The 16,518-nt window shown below is 35.1% G+C and carries 13 protein-coding genes and 1 riboswitch; of the genes, 8 read left to right on the top strand and 5 right to left on the bottom strand.

All coding sequences use genetic code 11. From position 1 onward, the window contains the following. The first annotated feature begins 21 nt into the window (after window positions 1–21). Window positions 22–1,698, top strand: a complete 1,677-nt coding sequence (locus BAQ49_RS21085) for a glycoside hydrolase family 13 protein (protein WP_071746909.1) — start codon at window positions 22–24, stop codon at window positions 1,696–1,698. 40 nt (window positions 1,699–1,738) lie between these two features. Here the strand turns inward: BAQ49_RS21085 and BAQ49_RS21080 are convergent, their stop codons facing one another. Continuing rightward, window positions 1,739–3,499 (bottom strand): alpha-glycosidase, encoded by a 1,761-nt coding sequence (locus tag BAQ49_RS21080; protein ID WP_071746908.1) that lies wholly within the window; start codon window positions 3,497–3,499, stop codon window positions 1,739–1,741. Window positions 3,500–3,824: 325 nt separating this feature from the next. On the opposite strand from BAQ49_RS21080, the gene BAQ49_RS21075 reads away from it, so the two are divergent. The 4 genes from BAQ49_RS21075 (at window position 3,825) to malR (ending at window position 8,764) form a co-directional block, all read left to right on the top strand. Then, the gene (locus tag BAQ49_RS21075; protein WP_071746907.1) at window positions 3,825–5,084 is read left to right on the top strand and encodes an extracellular solute-binding protein; all 1,260 of its coding nucleotides are present in this window, start codon (window positions 3,825–3,827) and stop codon (window positions 5,082–5,084) included. 64 nt (window positions 5,085–5,148) lie between these two features. Then, on the top strand, window positions 5,149–6,450 hold the full coding sequence (gene malC, locus BAQ49_RS21070) for a maltosaccharide ABC transporter permease MalC (protein WP_071713149.1): 1,302 nt from the start codon (window positions 5,149–5,151) through the stop codon (window positions 6,448–6,450). After that, entirely contained in the window at window positions 6,451–7,293 is an 843-nt protein-coding gene (gene malD, locus BAQ49_RS21065; protein ID WP_001022608.1) for a maltosaccharide ABC transporter permease MalD, read from the top strand. 448 nt (window positions 7,294–7,741) lie between these two features. Continuing rightward, the gene (gene malR / locus BAQ49_RS21060) at window positions 7,742–8,764 is read left to right on the top strand and encodes a maltose operon transcriptional repressor MalR (protein WP_071746906.1); all 1,023 of its coding nucleotides are present in this window, start codon (window positions 7,742–7,744) and stop codon (window positions 8,762–8,764) included. Between the two features lie 14 nt (window positions 8,765–8,778). Here the strand turns inward: malR and BAQ49_RS21055 are convergent, their stop codons facing one another. Beyond that, window positions 8,779–9,942, bottom strand: coding sequence for an aminotransferase A (locus BAQ49_RS21055; RefSeq protein ID WP_071746905.1), 1,164 nt, complete (start codon window positions 9,940–9,942; stop codon window positions 8,779–8,781). Between the two features lie 118 nt (window positions 9,943–10,060). Further along, window positions 10,061–10,261 (bottom strand): protein YkzT, encoded by a 201-nt coding sequence (locus BAQ49_RS21050; protein ID WP_000929282.1) that lies wholly within the window; start codon window positions 10,259–10,261, stop codon window positions 10,061–10,063. Window positions 10,262–10,571: 310 nt separating this feature from the next. Here BAQ49_RS21050 and kinB point away from each other — a divergent pair, with 310 nt between their 5' ends. Further along, on the top strand, window positions 10,572–11,846 hold the full coding sequence (gene kinB, locus BAQ49_RS21045) for a sporulation sensor histidine kinase KinB (RefSeq protein ID WP_071746904.1): 1,275 nt from the start codon (window positions 10,572–10,574) through the stop codon (window positions 11,844–11,846). 53 nt (window positions 11,847–11,899) lie between these two features. Here kinB and BAQ49_RS21040 read toward each other — a convergent pair whose 3' ends face one another. Then, window positions 11,900–12,649: a DUF3967 domain-containing protein gene (locus tag BAQ49_RS21040; protein ID WP_071746903.1), complete on the bottom strand. Its 750-nt coding sequence runs from the start codon at window positions 12,647–12,649 to the stop codon at window positions 11,900–11,902. A 236-nt stretch (window positions 12,650–12,885) separates the two neighbouring features. Between BAQ49_RS21040 and nucA the strand changes: the two genes are divergently transcribed. Then, window positions 12,886–13,320, top strand: coding sequence for a DNA-entry nuclease (gene nucA / locus BAQ49_RS21035; protein ID WP_000811509.1), 435 nt, complete (start codon window positions 12,886–12,888; stop codon window positions 13,318–13,320). Between the two features lie 35 nt (window positions 13,321–13,355). After that, window positions 13,356–13,745 carry a competence protein ComJ gene (gene comJ, locus BAQ49_RS21030; protein ID WP_071746902.1) on the top strand — a complete coding sequence of 130 codons (390 nt, stop codon included), beginning with the start codon at window positions 13,356–13,358 and terminating at the stop codon, window positions 13,743–13,745. A gap of 37 nt (window positions 13,746–13,782) precedes the next feature. On the opposite strand, the gene metE is transcribed toward comJ, so the two are convergent. Next, window positions 13,783–16,071, bottom strand: coding sequence for a 5-methyltetrahydropteroyltriglutamate--homocysteine S-methyltransferase (metE, locus tag BAQ49_RS21025; RefSeq protein WP_071746901.1), 2,289 nt, complete (start codon window positions 16,069–16,071; stop codon window positions 13,783–13,785). A 128-nt stretch (window positions 16,072–16,199) separates the two neighbouring features. Then, a riboswitch (cobalamin riboswitch) is annotated at window positions 16,200–16,387 on the bottom strand. Window positions 16,388–16,518: the final 131 nt, after the last annotated feature.

Below are 16,518 nucleotides of genomic sequence, written 5' to 3'. Positions count from 1 at the left end.
AGATGAAATGGGGGTAGCATAATGGAAAAGCAATGGTGGAAAGAAAGTGTAGTATATCAAATTTATCCTCGTAGTTTTATGGATAGTAATGGTGATGGCATAGGGGATCTTCGTGGCATTCTTTCAAAGCTAGATTACTTAAAAGAATTGGGTATTGATGTAATTTGGTTATCACCAGTCTATGAATCTCCAAATGATGATAACGGTTATGATATAAGTGATTATTGTAAAATTATGAACGAGTTCGGAACAATGGAAGACTGGGATGAACTATTACATGAAATGCATAAACGTAATATGAAACTTATGATGGACTTAGTTGTTAATCATACTTCAGATGAACATAATTGGTTTATTGAATCACGTAAATCCAAAGATAATAAATATAGAGACTATTATATATGGCGTCCTGGAAATGAAGGGAAAGAGCCGAATAACTGGGGAGCAGCGTTTAGTGGCTCTGCATGGCAATATGATGAAATGACCGACGAATATTATCTACATCTGTTTTCTAAAAAACAACCAGATTTAAACTGGGATAATGCAAAGGTAAGACAAGATGTTTATGGCATGATGAAGTTTTGGTTAGAAAAAGGAATTGATGGATTCCGTATGGATGTTATTAATTTTATTTCTAAAGAAGAAGGCTTACCAGCTGTTGAAACGGATGAAGAAGGATATGTTTCAGGGCATAAACATTTTATGAACGGTCCGAACATTCACAAATATTTGCATGAAATGAATGAAGAAGTATTGTCTCATTATGACATTATGACGGTTGGGGAAATGCCAGGTGTAACGACAGAAGAGGCTAAATTATATACAGGTGAAGCTAGAAAAGAACTACAAATGGTATTCCAATTTGAACATATGGATTTAGATTCTGGAGAAGGTGGGAAATGGGATGTAAAACCGTGCTCACTCCTTACTCTGAAAGAAAACTTAACAAAATGGCAAAAAGCATTAGAACAAACAGGCTGGAATAGCCTTTATTGGAATAACCATGACCAGCCGCGTGTTGTATCGCGTTTCGGGAATGATGGAGCTTATCGAAATGAATCAGCGAAAATGTTAGCGACAGTACTTCATATGATGAAGGGGACACCGTATATTTATCAAGGAGAAGAAATCGGAATGACGAATGTTCGATTCCAATCGATTGATGAATATCGAGATATTGAAACGTTAAATATGTATAAGGAAAAAGTTATAGATCGCGGTGAAGATATAGAGAAAGTGATGCAGTCTATCTATATAAAAGGCCGAGATAATGCTAGAACACCGATGCAGTGGGATAATAAAGAGCATGCTGGATTCACAACAGGTGAGCCTTGGATTGCGGTAAATCCTAATTACAAAGAGATTAATGTAGAGCATGCAATCCAAGATGAAAACTCTATTTTTTACTACTATAAAAAATTAATTGAACTACGTAAAAATAATGAGATTATTGTGTATGGATCATATGATTTAATACTAGAAAACAATCCTTCTATTTTTGCTTATGTAAGAACTTATGGAGCCGAAAAAATTCTTGTTGTTGCAAACTTTACTGCGGACGAAAGTGTATTTGAATTGCCTGAGGATATTAGCTATAGTGAATTAGAGTTATTAATACACAATTACGACGTGGAAATCGGGTCGATAGATAATATTACATTACGCCCATATGAAGCGATGGTATTTAAATTAAAATAAGAAAAATCCTTATGCCACACCTTGGCATAAGGATTTTTTGTTACCATTTTAAGATTGAGAATCCATATGGTGGAAGTGTAACTTGTAATACACTTGCTTCCGCTGAAAATTCTTCGTTTGTGTAAATGTTAATTATTTTCTTCCCAGTAATATGAAGAGGGAGTGAAGCTGTAATTTCACTGTTAGTAGGATTTAAAGCGAAAAAGATAGTTTCATCTTCATATGTTTTTGTATAAGAAATATAATTATGTTCATCATTTGCTTCGATAAATTGAAAAATACCGTGTCCTCCAAATGATTTATATTGTTTCCGTAATGAAATTAATGTTTGTATATGTGTGAATAAAAGAGTGTCTTGTTCTTTTTCATCCCATATCATACATTTACGACAACCAGGATCCATACCACCATCCATACCGATTTCATCACCGTAATAAATACAAGGAGAACCGATGAAAGAAAGGTGAAATACATAGAGTAACTTTAACTTATTTGTATCCCCATTACATGTTGCTAAAATTCTAGGTGTGTCATGACTGTCTAATAAATGAAATGCCGCTTCATTTACATTCATAGAGTAGGAATGTAGAGAATCCGTAATTTGTTTCATGAATTCATTCGCATGAATGGACTCGTTAGCGAAGTAAGAAAGTAGGGCGTTTGTCACAGGATAGCTCATGACAGCATCAAATTGATCCCCTTGTAGCCATGGGAGTGCATCATGCCAGATTTCTCCTAAAATATATACTTCAGGATTTAATGCTTTTATTTCACTACGGAATTCTCTCCAAAAACTGTGATCGACTTCATTTGCGACATCAAGGCGCCAACCGTCTATATGGAACTCTCTTACCCAATAACGACCTACTTCAAGTAAATATTCTTTAACATCTGGATGAGCAGTATTTAATTTAGGCATGTATGGTGTAAATGCGAAAGTATCATAATTAGGAAGCGGCTCAGTAATAATTGGAAATTCATGAATATGGAACCAATCTTTATAGGTGGAATTCTCACCATGGTTCAGCACGTCTTGAAATTTATCGAAGAAGTATCCGCTGTGATTAAAAACAGCGTCGAGCATTACTTTTATACCACGTTTATGACATGCTTCAACGAGTTCTTTGAAAGTTTCTTTCGTCCCAAATTGTGGGTCGATTTCCATGTAATCAATTGTGTCATATTTATGATTCGAATGGGCTTTAAAAATAGGAGTGAAATAAATTCCAGAGATTCCAAGCTTCACAAGGTAATCAAGATTTTGAAGAATGCCAGCGAAATCACCCCCGAAAAAATTAGTTGGAGTTGGTTCGGTACTTCCCCAAGGAAGAGTGTTTATCGGATTTAATGAGCTGTCCCCGTTAGCGAATCGTTCCGGGAAGATTTGATACCATACTGTGTCTTTAATCCAAGATGGTGCCCTGAAAACATCTTTTGCATGAATGAATGGAAAGCAGAAAAAGTTACCGACATCGTCATTTGGAATGTTAGAAAAAAATCCTCTTTCTGTATAAATAAGAGTGTCTACGTCGTTTTTTAATTCGAATCCATATCGTAAGCGTTTAAATTTCGGTTCGATTGAAACCGACCAATAATCAAATAATTCAGTAGATCCGGTTTTTTTCATCGGTGTACTCGCTGTAATCCATTTTCCATCTTGCCATTCGTAGGGATCACCGTAGATGAGGGCGGCACTGTGAACATCATCTCTTTTTGTGTGTATTCGGATGTGAATTGTTTTTTCATTGTAAGCGTATGCATAATTATCTTTTGGCCTATGATAGATCGCTTCTTTAAGCATATAGAAAATCCCCCTTTAATATCTCTATACATATTGTTACCTAAAACGAAATAATAAAGATTATGTTGCAAACGATTTCCTTTCACATAACTTTAATATTGCTTATAAGAGTAGTATTCATTTTATGTAAAGTCAATGGATAAAGAGTATGAGGGGATTATTTTGAAAATTAATATTTGCAAAATGAATAAAAGAATGTATAATGATAGACAAATAGCGCAAACGTTTTCATAGATTAGGATATTGTTTGCGCTTCTATTAAACTATTTAATGCAAACGTTTTCAATTTCTAAGGTACATAGACAATTTAGGGAGGTTTTTTGGGATGAAGAAAGCATTATCACTATTAACAATTTCGGCATTGTCAATCGGTATGTTATCTGCATGTGGGCCGAAAGATTCAGGGAAAAAGGAAGCAAGTAAAGAGAAGAAAGATTATGATCTTCTCGTTTGGGAAGATGATAAAAAAGGTGTTGGTTTAGAACCAGCCGTGAAAAGCTTTGAGGAAAAATATAAAGTAAAAGTAAAAGTTGTTGAAATGCAAATGACAGATCAAGTGAAGAAGTTACGCCTTGATGGACCAGCGGGGACTGGACCAGACGTTGTAACATTGCCACATGATCAAATCGGAAACGCAGTAACAGAAGGTTTACTTTCTGAAGTGAAAGCTGATGATGCTGTAAAGAGTAAATTTACTGACTCATCAATAGCAGCACAGACATATAACGGAAAATTATATGGTTTACCAAAAGCAATTGAGACACCGGTCTTTATTTACAATAAAAAATTAATGCCAAAAGCACCAGAAACGATGGACGAGCTGTTTAACTTCTCAAAAGAATTTACGAAGGATGGCAAGTACGGATTTTTAACATTAGGAGATAACTTCTACTTTGCTAATGCATTCATGGCAGGTATGGGTGGTTATGTGTTTGGTGAAAAAGACGGAAAGCCAAATGCAAGTGATGTTGGATTAAATAATAGCGGAGCAGTACAAGGTGCGGAATATCTTCAAAAATGGTACAAAGAAAAGTTATTCCCGAAAGGTATTATCGGTGAATCTGGTGGACCTGCTGCTGATGGACTATTTAACGAAGGAAAAGCAGCATCTATCATGAATGGTCCATGGGCGTTCCAAGCAATGGAAAAGAACGGAATTGATTATGGCGTTGCTCCAATGCCAAAATTACCAAACGGTCAACCGATGAAAACATTTGTTGGGGTTAAAGGATGGCATGTAACAAGTTTCTCTAAACAAAATGATTTAGCTACAAAGTTCACTGAATGGGTAACAAATGAAGAGAATGCAAAAATCAGATTTGAGAAAACAAAAGAAATTCCTCCAGTAAAAGCAGTAATGGAAGATCCAATCATTAAAGATAATGAAGCTGCAAAAGCAGTTGCAACACAATCTGAAAATGGGATTCCAATGCCGAACATTCCAGAAATGCAAGAAGTATGGAAACCAGCTGGAGATGCACTTCAATTAGTTGTTACGGAAAAAGAGGCACCAAAGGCAGCACTTGATAATGCAGTGAAGCAAATTAAAGGTAATATTGAGGCAAATCATAGTAAGAAAAAATAAGGTGAAATTCGTGCCTCTCATATGAGGGGCATGAATTCTCTCCCAGAAAAAAGGGGGAAGGAACATGCAAACATCTATGGAACCAGCAAACGGCTTAAACGGTTCAAAACATAGGAAAATGGCAACCATGTTATCAATCATTCCAGGCATGGGCCAAATGTATAATAAACAATTTGTAAAAGGTCTTATTTTTCTAGTATTAACAGGTTCATTTATTGTAGCCTTTGCTGATTTATTAAATATGGGATTATGGGGAATTGTAACGCTTGGTACAGAAGTTCCACGTGACCATTCTGTCTTTCTATTAGTAGAAGGAATCTTGGCACTCATTGTCATCGTGTTTGGACTCGGAATATATGCATTTAATTTATATGATGCATACCAAAACGGGAAGAAACGTGATATAGGAACCCCATTAAACTCTGTAAAAGAGCAATACCGTAATTTACTAGATCAAGGTTTTCCATATTTAATGGTTTCACCAGGTTTTCTATTACTTATCTTTGTAGTTGTATTTCCAATCATCTTCGTAATTTTAATTGGATTTACGAATTATGATTTATACCACTCTCCTCCAGCTAAATTAGTAGATTGGGTGGGCTTCAAAAACTTTATTGATATCTTTACATTACCGATGTGGAGAGAAACATTTTTAAGCGTATTTTCTTGGACTGTCATTTGGACATTCGTTGCAACGACATTACAAGTTGCGCTTGGTATTTTCTTAGCGATTATCGTAAATCAGCCTGGTATTAAAGGGAAGGCAATTATTCGAACAATCTTCATTTTACCGTGGGCGGTCCCAGCATTCGTATCTATTCTTGTTTTCTCAGGTATGTTTAATGAAACATTTGGAGCAATTAACAATCAAGTATTAGCTTTATTCGGAATCGAAAAGATTGCTTGGATGACAGATCCGTTTTGGGCAAAAATCGCTTTAATTATGATTCAAACGTGGCTTGGATTCCCGTTCGTCTTTGCAATGACAACAGGTATACTGCAATCGATCCCAGGGGAGTTATATGAAGCTGCTACAGTAGATGGAGCTACAGCTTGGCAACAGTTTCGTAAAATTACATTGCCACTTGTCTTATATGCAACAGCACCAATATTAATTACGCAATATACGTTTAACTTTAATAACTTTAGTATCATTTATCTATTTAACGGCGGAGGTCCTGCTGTAGCGGGGCAAGATGCAGGTGGAACAGATATTTTAATTTCATGGATTTATAAGTTAACGATGACTTCGGCGCAGTACGGAAAAGCAGCAGCTCTTACAATGATTTTATCGTTAATCGTTATTACAGTTGCGTTATGGCAATTTAAGAGAACAAAATCATTCCAAGAAGAGGATATGATGTAAATGAATATTAAACGACAAAAGATGTTACGTCTCTCATTAAGTTATTTAGTTATCTTTGTAATGTGTGCCATTATTTTTTATCCATTATTATGGATTATTGGCTCATCGTTTAATCCGGGTGATAGTTTATCAGGATCAAGTATTATTCCGCAAAATGCAACGTTAGATCATTATCGTAAGTTATTAGATCTGGAAAATAGTAATTATTTACTTTGGTATAAAAACACATTAAAAGTAAGTGTTTTAACGATGATTTTCTCGGTGTTAGCAATTAGTTTTACTGCTTATGCATTTTCGAGATATCGTTTTGTTGGAAGAAAGAATGGTTTATTAACATTTTTAATTCTGCAAATGATTCCAAACTTTGCGGCGTTAATCGCTCTATATGTATTAGCGCAGTTAACAGGATTAATCGATACACATCTTGCATTAATTTTAATTTATGTAGGCGGAGCAATCCCTATGAATACATGGCTTATGAAAGGGTATTTTGATACGATCCCGAAAGAGTTGGATGAATCAGCTCGCATGGATGGAGCTGGACATTTCCGTATTTTTTGGCAAATCATTATGCCACTTGCAAAGCCAATCGTGGCAGTTGTAGCGTTATTCACTTTCATCGGTCCATTTACAGATTTCATTTTAGCGAGTATTATTTTGCGTACACCGGAAAATTATACTTTAGCAGTTGGACTCTATGAAATGGTAGCGAAGAAATTTGGTAATGAATTTACAACGTTTGCAGCCGGTTCAGTATTAATTGCAATCCCGATTTCGATTTTATTCTTATCATTACAAAAATACTTTATTTCTGGTTTAACAGCTGGAGGTACGAAGGGATGAGAAATGGGACATTATGTCCCATTTTTCTTTTCATCTCTCTATAAAAAAATTATAGAGAGATGAAAAGAGATTTGACATCGCATATGAAAAGAAGTGAAATAAATAGTATATTATAGTATAGGAAAAAAGAGCTATATCCCTTACAATACATGGAGAGGGAGAATATGATAAGTTTTGCAAGATAGAATAAATAAATGAATAAATAAATGAAAGTTTGTGACTTCTCCTATGACTTGCAAAGAGTGCAAGATAAAGTGAAACTTTAATCAGTAGGGTTGTTGTTCATCCTCACTGATTATTAGCTCTCACCAATCGGGCTTTTACTGGCAGCCTGTCCCCCACCTAACTTCTTTGCTTTCGCTGAATTTTGAGGTGGGGGTCTTACTGCCCAGCAAATAGCGGGATAAAATATATGAAAATGGCAGAGAAGTGAAAGGAGGGGATTTTTATGACAGTTACAATTAAAGATGTGGCGAAGAAGGCGAACGTAGCACCATCAACTGTTTCTCGTGTAATTGCTGATAATCCAAGTATAAGTGAAAAGACAAAGCGCCGTGTTCGAAAAGTAATGAGTGAATTAGGGTATCATCCAAATTTAAATGCAAGAAACCTTGCAAACCAAACGACGAAGACACTTGGCCTTGTTATGCCGAGTTCTGCAAGTAAAGCTTTTCAAAATCCGTTTTTCCCAGAAGTTATAAGAGGAATTAGTTCATTTGCACATGTGGAAGGGTATGCGCTTTACATGTCGACTGGTGAAACGGAAGATGAAATTTTTAATGGTGTTGTAAAAATGGTACAAGGTCGTCAAATCGGTGGTATTATTCTTTTATATTCAAGAGAGAACGATCGGATTATTCAATACTTGCATGACCAAAACTTCCCGTTTGTTTTAATTGGAAAACCATATGATCGAAAAGATGAAATTACATATGTAGATAATGACAATTATACAGCTGCAAGAGAAGTGGCAGAATATTTAATTTCACTAGGCCATAAACAGATCGCGTTCATTGGTGGTGGATCAGATTTACTTGTAACGAGAGATCGTTTAGCCGGTATGAGTGATGCTTTAAAACTAGCAGACATTGTATTACCAAAAGAGTATATTTTACATTTTGATTTTTCAAGAGAAAGTGGTCAACAAGCCGTTGAAGAGTTAATGGGACTGAAGCAACCACCGACGGCAATTATGGCAACGGATGATTTAATTGGACTTGGTGTACTAAGCGCACTTTCTAAAAAAGGATTCGTTGTACCGAAGGATGTTTCTATTGTAAGCTTTAATAATGCTTTATTATCAGAAATTGCGAGTCCTCCGCTTTCGACAGTTGATGTAAATATATATCAGCTAGGATATGAAGCAGCAAAAGCTTTAGTTGATAAAGTAGAGAATGCTGAGTTAACTGCAAAGTGTATCATTATTCCGCATAAATTACTGAAGCGTCAAACTTGTGATCACTATGCATAAAAAAAGCTAAGAGTTTAACTCTTAGCTTTTTGCTTTAGAAAGGCTTCTAAACGGTCACAACCTTCTTTTAAAGTTTCGATGCTATAAGCATAGGAAAGGCGAAGGTAGCCTTCACCGTATTCCGAAAATGCTGTTCCAGGAACAACGGCTAGCCCGGCTTCTTTTACAAGATCAAGTGCAAAATCAAATGATGAAGATGTTAAATGTCCAACATATGGGAATAAATAAAATGCACCTGTTGGTTTCTCAACCGTTAAACCCATTTGAATGAGTCTATTATATACGTAATCACGGCGTTTTTTGTATTGATAGCGCATCATCTTCGGAGCATCTTTAGCAGCTGTTAAAGCTTCGATTGCAGCATATTGAGCGATTGAAGTAGCACATGTAACATTGTATTGATGAACTTTTAATATGTGTTTTGCTAAATATTCTGGAGCAAATAAAAGTCCGATACGCCAGCCGGTCATAGAATGTGATTTTGATAAGCCGTTAATGACAATCGTCTTATCACGCATTTCTGGGAAATGAGCGATAGATGTGTGTTTTTCTTCATATACAAGCTCACTATAAATTTCATCAGAAAGAACAAAAATATTTTTATCTTTTAAGACAGATACAATATCTTCTAATTCTTCTTTTGATAAGGTAACACCAGTTGGATTAGAAGGATACGGTAAAACGACGCATCTTGTTCGTTCTGTAATTGCATGTTGCAATGCTTCAGCTGTTAAACGAAATCCAGTTTCACGAACATCTACAAAAATTGGCGTTGCACCGCATAGTCGAATAATCGGCTCGTAACCAGGGTAAATAGGAGCAGGTAAAATTACTTCCGTTCCTGGTTCTAAAATAGTTCGGAATGCAACGTCAATTGCTTCACTAGCACCGATTGTAACGATGGTTTCGTTTTCAGCTGAATAATGTAAATCGTAGTTATCTTTTACAAAGTTACAAGCGGCCTTTCGTAATTCTAGTAAACCAGCGTTATGTGTGTAGCTTGTATAATTTTCTGTAATGGCCCGTTTTGCCGCTTCTTTTACGAGAGAAGGTGTAGGGAAATCGGGTTGCCCAATTGTTAAAGAGATAAGATTATCATAGTTTTGAATCATATTAGAGAATTGGCGGATTCCAGAAATTTGGATGTCCTTTACTCTAGGATTAATGAATTGTTCCATTGTATCTCCCTTTCTTCCGTTTGAAAATTAAGTTCATTTTATCATACTTTCTATGATTACGCTTTGTATATGAAATTTAGAAAGAGAGAACAGAAAAAAAGCCGCTATAAGCGACTTTTTAGTATCCGTATTCCCAATCTATTTCATCTTCATTCCAAAGTACAGAGGATACTTTGCCAAGGTGAACAACTGATTCGTTCACAGCACATGTGCAATCTGCTTCTCCTGTTTTATGCTGTAATTCCTCATACACTGATTTTTCAACATTTTCTAGAACAACCAAATTTTCTTCTTTTAAAACAAGCGTAGTACCCGCCATATTTATCTTCCTCCTACTAAAGTAATGATCACTTATTTGTAAACATAGATAGTATGGATTATATGCTGTATTTTACTGTAGTTGTCCGTCTAGTGAAGTATTTTTATATTTTCTTTGTAATCCGTATTCATTGTATACTGTATGAAGGGAATTTGGTACAGGGTTTACAATCATTTCGAAAATCTGTAACAATTAATATGGGTTGTTAACAAAGAATTAACAAATATGTTAAGAAAAATCAAAATTTTAAAACAAATGCACTAATAAAATGATATAATCATATCAAAATACATATAGGGGATGAGAGGCTATGGAGCTTATCCGTGATTTATTGATCCAAATTGCTATCATTATTTTGCCACTATTTTTATATGAAGCGATTCGTTTAAATCGCTATCAAGAAATGCCTCCGAAGCCGAATCGTTACTTTATTATGTTTTTATCTAGCGTTACGCTCGTGCTCTCCATGACCTATTCTATTTGTTTTGACAATGTTTGTGGGTATAACTTTCACCCAATCCCAATTGTCAGTGGTTTTTTATATGGTGGGATTGTCGGTTTAATCCCAGCGGTTATTTTTGTTACATATGAATGGGCACTAAAAGGAATGAGCTTTCTTCCAGTTGTAGAAGTAATATTTCTATTAATAGTTCCATTGTTCTTATCAAAGAAATGGTCTCTTTTTTCAAGGGATAAGAAGCTAATTTTAGCATTTATGATTTCGTCATTTTATGTATTGGTTTTTCTAGTATTTGGCATGATTAATGTGCTGTTAGAAACAGGTTTTACACCGTATATTTCGCAAATATATAGCGGGTTTATATTTGCCTCGCTTATTATGGTTATGACTATGGTATTTCAGGTGTATTTAACGGAATATTTAAATGAAAACGCATTACTACGTACTGAGATGCAAAAATCAGAAAAACTTAATATTGTAAGTGAGTTAGCTGCAAGTGTTGCACATGAAGTTCGAAATCCGCTCACTGTGGTACGTGGGTTTATTCAATTGCTAGAGAGTACGGAAGACGTAAAAAACAAAGATTATATGCGTCTCGTATTAGCTGAACTGGATCGTGCTGAACAGATTATTTCAGATTATTTAAATTTAGCAAGGCCTCAAATTGAAAAAAAAGAACATATTTGTTTATCAGCACAATTAATTGAAATGACAACGCTTATGTCATCATTTGCGGCGATGCAGGGCGTTTATTTGCAAGTTGAGATTTCTGAGAGCCTTTATACTATCGGTGATAAAACGAAATTGAAGCAAGCTATTATGAATGTTGTTAAAAATGGTATTGAAGCAATTCAAGGAAACAAAGGGTATTTAAAAGTCACGGCTATTCAAAAAGATGAAATGATAATAATAAGAGTTAAAGATAGTGGCGTTGGGATGACAAAAGAACAGTTAGCAAGGCTGGGACAACCGTATTATTCTTTAAAAGAAAAAGGAACAGGATTAGGTCTTATGGTAACATTTAGTATTTTACAAGCACATAATGGTACATTGGAATATAAAAGCGAAAGTGGGAAAGGAACTGAAGCGATTATTATATTGCCAGCTGTAAGAAATAAGGAATAAAAGTTACCGATGGAAGGTAACTTTTTATTTTATATAGGAAAAAATATAGTATTTTATTCAGATGTTTTTTCTTGTTTTGTTCGGCTAAATAAACTTCTAAATGATTGAAAAAAGCTTTGTTCTTTCGAAGCTGCGACTAATCTTTTTGTTTCTTGAATTTCGCGAATCACTTGCATAAGTTGTGTATCACGGTTGCTGTCTTTATTATAAATTTGATTTACCAGTTTATTCATTTTTTCTTCTTGCTTAGATTCTCGTTTATACATATGATTCATTAATAAGTCCATCTTTTCTTTTTGCAGGGCATCTGTTTGAGCCGCATGATCCACTAACTCTTGTAACATTTTTTCTTGAGATCCTTCCTTTACATAAACTTGTTGCATAAGTTCATCTAATTTCTCGTCTTTTAAACGATTTTGTGTAATGAGAGTAGAGTTTTGATGAATAATTGCTTCATTTAATTGAGCAAGCATTTCAAGTTTTAACATGAATTCCTCAAAGTTACGTCCATCTTCTTTTTCTTTTGGTTGTATTTCTTGCTTATCTTGAATAACAGGTACAGGTGGGGACTCTTTTTCTTTTAAAATAATAGGTATTGTTTCTGAAATATCTTCTTGTAATGTAGCAGCTCTTTCATGTATAGATTTCAATAGTTTTAAATCATCCAATTTATAAATACGAGCATCAGCTGTTTTTGAAATGATATAACCGTGTTCCTCTAAGAGTTGGCTATATTTTCGGACTATATGTTTTGGGATACCTGTTTTATTTGTAACATCTTTCGTTTTATAAATAGCTTCCATGAAATTTCCTCCCCAAAAAGTATCGTATATATCATTTCAATCTTTTATGAAGACTTCCTTTGAAAAAGAATGTCGGAAGGTTATTAGTTTTCTACAGCATTAGTGAAAAGATGAGGAAAAATGAATGTTTTTGGCGGAATGGAGAGGAAGAGCTAAAATAATGTCTGAAAACATACATAGAAGAAGTTTGTTATAATAGCTGAGGAAAAGAAATTGGTAGGAACACGGAGGTACACATGAAGCAATTAAAAGGTATTATCATTTCAATTATTGCAATTCTTTCTCTTTTGGTAGCAGTATATGAAGTACTTGTGCCAGAGGAGACAAGTACTAAAAAAACAACTACGTATGATCAAATTTTAGAGTTCCCGAAAGAACGATATCCAGAGACCGGGAAACATATAGCGGATGCTATAAAAGAAGGGCATTCAGAAATGTGTACAATTGATCGTAATGGTGCAGCTGATAGAAGGAAATTATCGTTAGCGCCATATCCGACGAAGAAAGGTTATGATCGCGATGAATGGCCGATGGCGATGTGTAAGGAAGGCGGAAAGGGAGCTCATATTGAATATATAAGTCCAGCAGATAACCGCGGTGCAGGTTCTTGGGTAGGGAATAAGCTAGACAAATATCCAGATGGTACGCGTGTGAAATTTGAAGTGAAGTAGTAGTTGCATATTTCATAATGAAGGAGAAGGGAACTATGGAGTTAACAATTTCTTATTCACAATTAATGTTGATGAACTATGACGGTGAGCAGCCTTACGTAGATTGGACAGATGAAGATTTTGAAAGAGGTTATGCTAAGGCGGAGGGAACTGTTATTTTTGAAGCACTCTCTGATTATACTTGTGAAGTAAAAGTGACTTGTGGAAAACATATTGAGAAAGAAGAAGTGATTAGAACGGTTACGGTTCCTTTTACAGTTGAAAATGAATGTATCGTTGTAACTAGTATTCTTTCAAATAAATTTCAAATCCATATTCCAAATGGTGAGTATACCGTTGTATTACAGGCAATTCCTCTTGAAGAGCCAACGGATGATGAATTATATAAAATACAATATGAATTCTTTTTTGAAAGTAAAGTATAAAAAATGGGTTATCCTTTTGGAGGATAACCCATTTTTATTATGCGTTTGTTTTTAAAAGGGAACGAGCATCTTTTGCTGCTTGCACCATGTGTTCTAAAGCCGGAATAACTTCGTCCGTTCTTCTAGTTTTTAAACCACAGTCTGGATTAATCCAGAAATATTTAGGATCACATACTTGTAAAGATTGCTCTACGATTGCGAACATCTCATCTTTACTTGGGACACGTGGACTATGAATGTCATATACACCTAGACCAATTCCTTTTTCATATGTTGTATGTTTTAATGTATCAATAAATTCTCCGTGACTTCTTGATGTTTCGATAGAAATCACATCTGCATCTAATGCGCGAATCGCCTCTACAATATCTTCGAAGTTACTGTAACACATATGGGTGTGAATTTGTGTTTCGTTTGCTACAGAAGATGTTGCTAAAAGGAATGATTGAACTGCCCATGTAATGTATGCATCCCAATCCTTCTCTTTTAACGGCATACCTTCACGAAGTGCGGGCTCATCGACTTGGATTACTCTTATTCCGGAAGATTCAAGTAATTCAATTTCATGACGAAGTGCTAGTGCGATTTGATATGAAGCTTCTTTTCGTGAAATATCATTTCGAACGAATGACCAATTTAAAATAGTGACAGGTCCAGTTAACATTCCTTTTACAACTTTCTCTGTTAAGCTTTGTGCATATACAGTTTCTTTAATAGTCATTCCATTTATAAAGGCAACATCGCCGTAAATAACAGGTGGTTTTACGCAACGAGAACCGTATGATTGTACCCAACCGTTTTTAGTGAATGAGAAACCAGCAAGGCGTTCACCAAAATATTCGACCATGTCAGTTCTTTCGAATTCACCATGCACTAGTACATCAAGACCAATATCTTCTTGGTAACGAATCCACTTCGAAGTTTCCTTTTCAATGAACTGATTATATTGTTCATTTGTAATATCACCGTTACGCCACTGTTTACGAGTTTGACGAACTTCGGATGTTTGCGGGAAGCTACCGATAGTTGTTGTTGGTAACAACGGTAATTGTAAAGCTACTTGCTGTAGTTCATATCGTTTTTCAAATGGAAGAGGACGTGAGAAATCTTCTTCTTTTAATGCTGTTCGTGCTGCTTTAACATCTTCTCGGTTACGTGCAGCAGATGAACGAATTGTATGATGTACGTTTCGGTATGTTTCTAGCTCATTACTAATGCTTTCTGTACCCTGAGTTAGAGCAGAATGAATAAGAACTAACTCTTCTAATTTTTGATTTGCAAATGCTAGCGCATCAAATAGCTCAGTCGATAAGTGAGTTTCTTCTGTTTTATCGATTGGTGTATGCAATAAGCTACAAGAAGGCTGAACGATGAAATCTTTCGTTTGGACTTGTTTTTGTAGCGTTGTAAATAACGTAAGAACTTCATCAAGGTCAGCTCTCCAAATGTTACGGCCATCTATACAACCGACAGCTAAAATTTTATCAGCTGGGAATCCATATTTTGAAATAGCATTTAGATTTCCTTCTTTACCATGAACGAAATCTAATCCAATACCAGATACAGGGAATGTAATGATTTCTTCATAGTTTTCTTCTACACTATCAAAATATGTTTGTAAAAGAAGAGTCGCATTTGGAACTTCTTTATGAATAGCTTCGTAAATTTCTTTTGCATGTTGAATTTCTTCTTTCGTTAAAGAAGCGAAAATCGGTTCATCAACTTGAATGATTTGTGCACCAGCTGCATGTAGTTCTGAAATTAGTTGTACGTAAGGTGCAACTAATTGGTTTAAAATCGTAGCAAATTGCTCTTGTGTATAGCCTTTCGCTAATTTTAAGAAAGTATATGGTCCTAAAATAACAGGCTTTCCATCTACTCCTAATTCTTGTTTTGCCTCTTCATATAAGCGAAGTGGACGATTATCTTTTAAAGAGATTTGTAATCCCTCTTCATATTCAGGAACGATATAATGATAGTTTGTATTAAACCATTTTGTCATTTCGGAAGCTACGTGATCTTTAGAGCCACGCGCCATTGCGAAATATACATCAAGGTAAGATGTAAACTCAGAAAAACGTGATGGAATAAATCCTAGCATATAAGCAGTATCCAAAACGTGATCATAATATGTAAAATCGCCAATTGGAATGAGTTCAATCCCTTTTTCTTGCTGTGCTTTAACGTGTTGAAGGCGAATTTCTTTCATTGTTGTTAAAAATTGTTCTTCATCGATTTTATTGGACCAAAAGGCTTCCAATGTTTTTTTCCACTCTCGTTGTAGTCCGATACGTGGATAACCTAAATTACTTGTTTGAATTGCCATTTCAAATTCCTCCCTAATTGAAAGTAAGCATTTCCGTTTACTAGGAAATACCTATAACAAAAAGTACAAAGGCATAGAAAATAAGCCTTCCTTTTTGTTTTAACACCTCATCATCATCCGTGAATCTATCAGTGTTGCTAAAACAGGCAGGTCTCCTGACTTATGCTTCATATAATTTCTTTCACCTTCCCATTTTCACAGTGGTATAGAAAAGAAATCTCAGCATTTACAGTGGCGGGACCGTGTTGGAGTTTCACCAAGCTTCCCTTTTAAACACGAAACAAAATGTTCGTGTACCCATTTTCCTTTTGAAAGGAATTTAACAAGCGATATGATATTGAAACAAATTCTAACACAATTTTTAGAATTTTGTCTACTGTTTTAAAATAAGAAAATTCCAAAGTTTTTTATTTTTATTATTCTTATTTTTCTGACTAGATATAAGGG

Origin of the sequence: Bacillus proteolyticus, assembly GCF_001884065.1 — a bacterium.
GTDB classification, from domain to species: domain Bacteria; phylum Bacillota; class Bacilli; order Bacillales; family Bacillaceae_G; genus Bacillus_A; species Bacillus_A proteolyticus.
This window is presented reverse-complemented; position numbering and strand designations above follow the sequence as displayed.

Coding starts and splice junctions, on each gene's coding strand:
- nucA (WP_000811509.1), top strand. CDS start 12,886: ATGAAGCAATTAAAAGGTATTATCATTTCAATTATTGCAATTCTTTCT.
- malC (WP_071713149.1), top strand. CDS start 5,149: ATGCAAACATCTATGGAACCAGCAAACGGCTTAAACGGTTCAAAACAT.
- comJ (WP_071746902.1), top strand. CDS start 13,356: ATGGAGTTAACAATTTCTTATTCACAATTAATGTTGATGAACTATGAC.
- BAQ49_RS21050 (WP_000929282.1), bottom strand. CDS start 10,261: ATGGCGGGTACTACGCTTGTTTTAAAAGAAGAAAATTTGGTTGTTCTA.
- BAQ49_RS21080 (WP_071746908.1), bottom strand. CDS start 3,499: ATGCTTAAAGAAGCGATCTATCATAGGCCAAAAGATAATTATGCATAC.
- kinB (WP_071746904.1), top strand. CDS start 10,572: ATGGAGCTTATCCGTGATTTATTGATCCAAATTGCTATCATTATTTTG.
- BAQ49_RS21075 (WP_071746907.1), top strand. CDS start 3,825: ATGAAGAAAGCATTATCACTATTAACAATTTCGGCATTGTCAATCGGT.
- malD (WP_001022608.1), top strand. CDS start 6,451: ATGAATATTAAACGACAAAAGATGTTACGTCTCTCATTAAGTTATTTA.
- BAQ49_RS21055 (WP_071746905.1), bottom strand. CDS start 9,942: ATGGAACAATTCATTAATCCTAGAGTAAAGGACATCCAAATTTCTGGA.
- metE (WP_071746901.1), bottom strand. CDS start 16,071: ATGGCAATTCAAACAAGTAATTTAGGTTATCCACGTATCGGACTACAA.
- BAQ49_RS21040 (WP_071746903.1), bottom strand. CDS start 12,649: ATGGAAGCTATTTATAAAACGAAAGATGTTACAAATAAAACAGGTATC.
- malR (WP_071746906.1), top strand. CDS start 7,742: ATGACAGTTACAATTAAAGATGTGGCGAAGAAGGCGAACGTAGCACCA.
- BAQ49_RS21085 (WP_071746909.1), top strand. CDS start 22: ATGGAAAAGCAATGGTGGAAAGAAAGTGTAGTATATCAAATTTATCCT.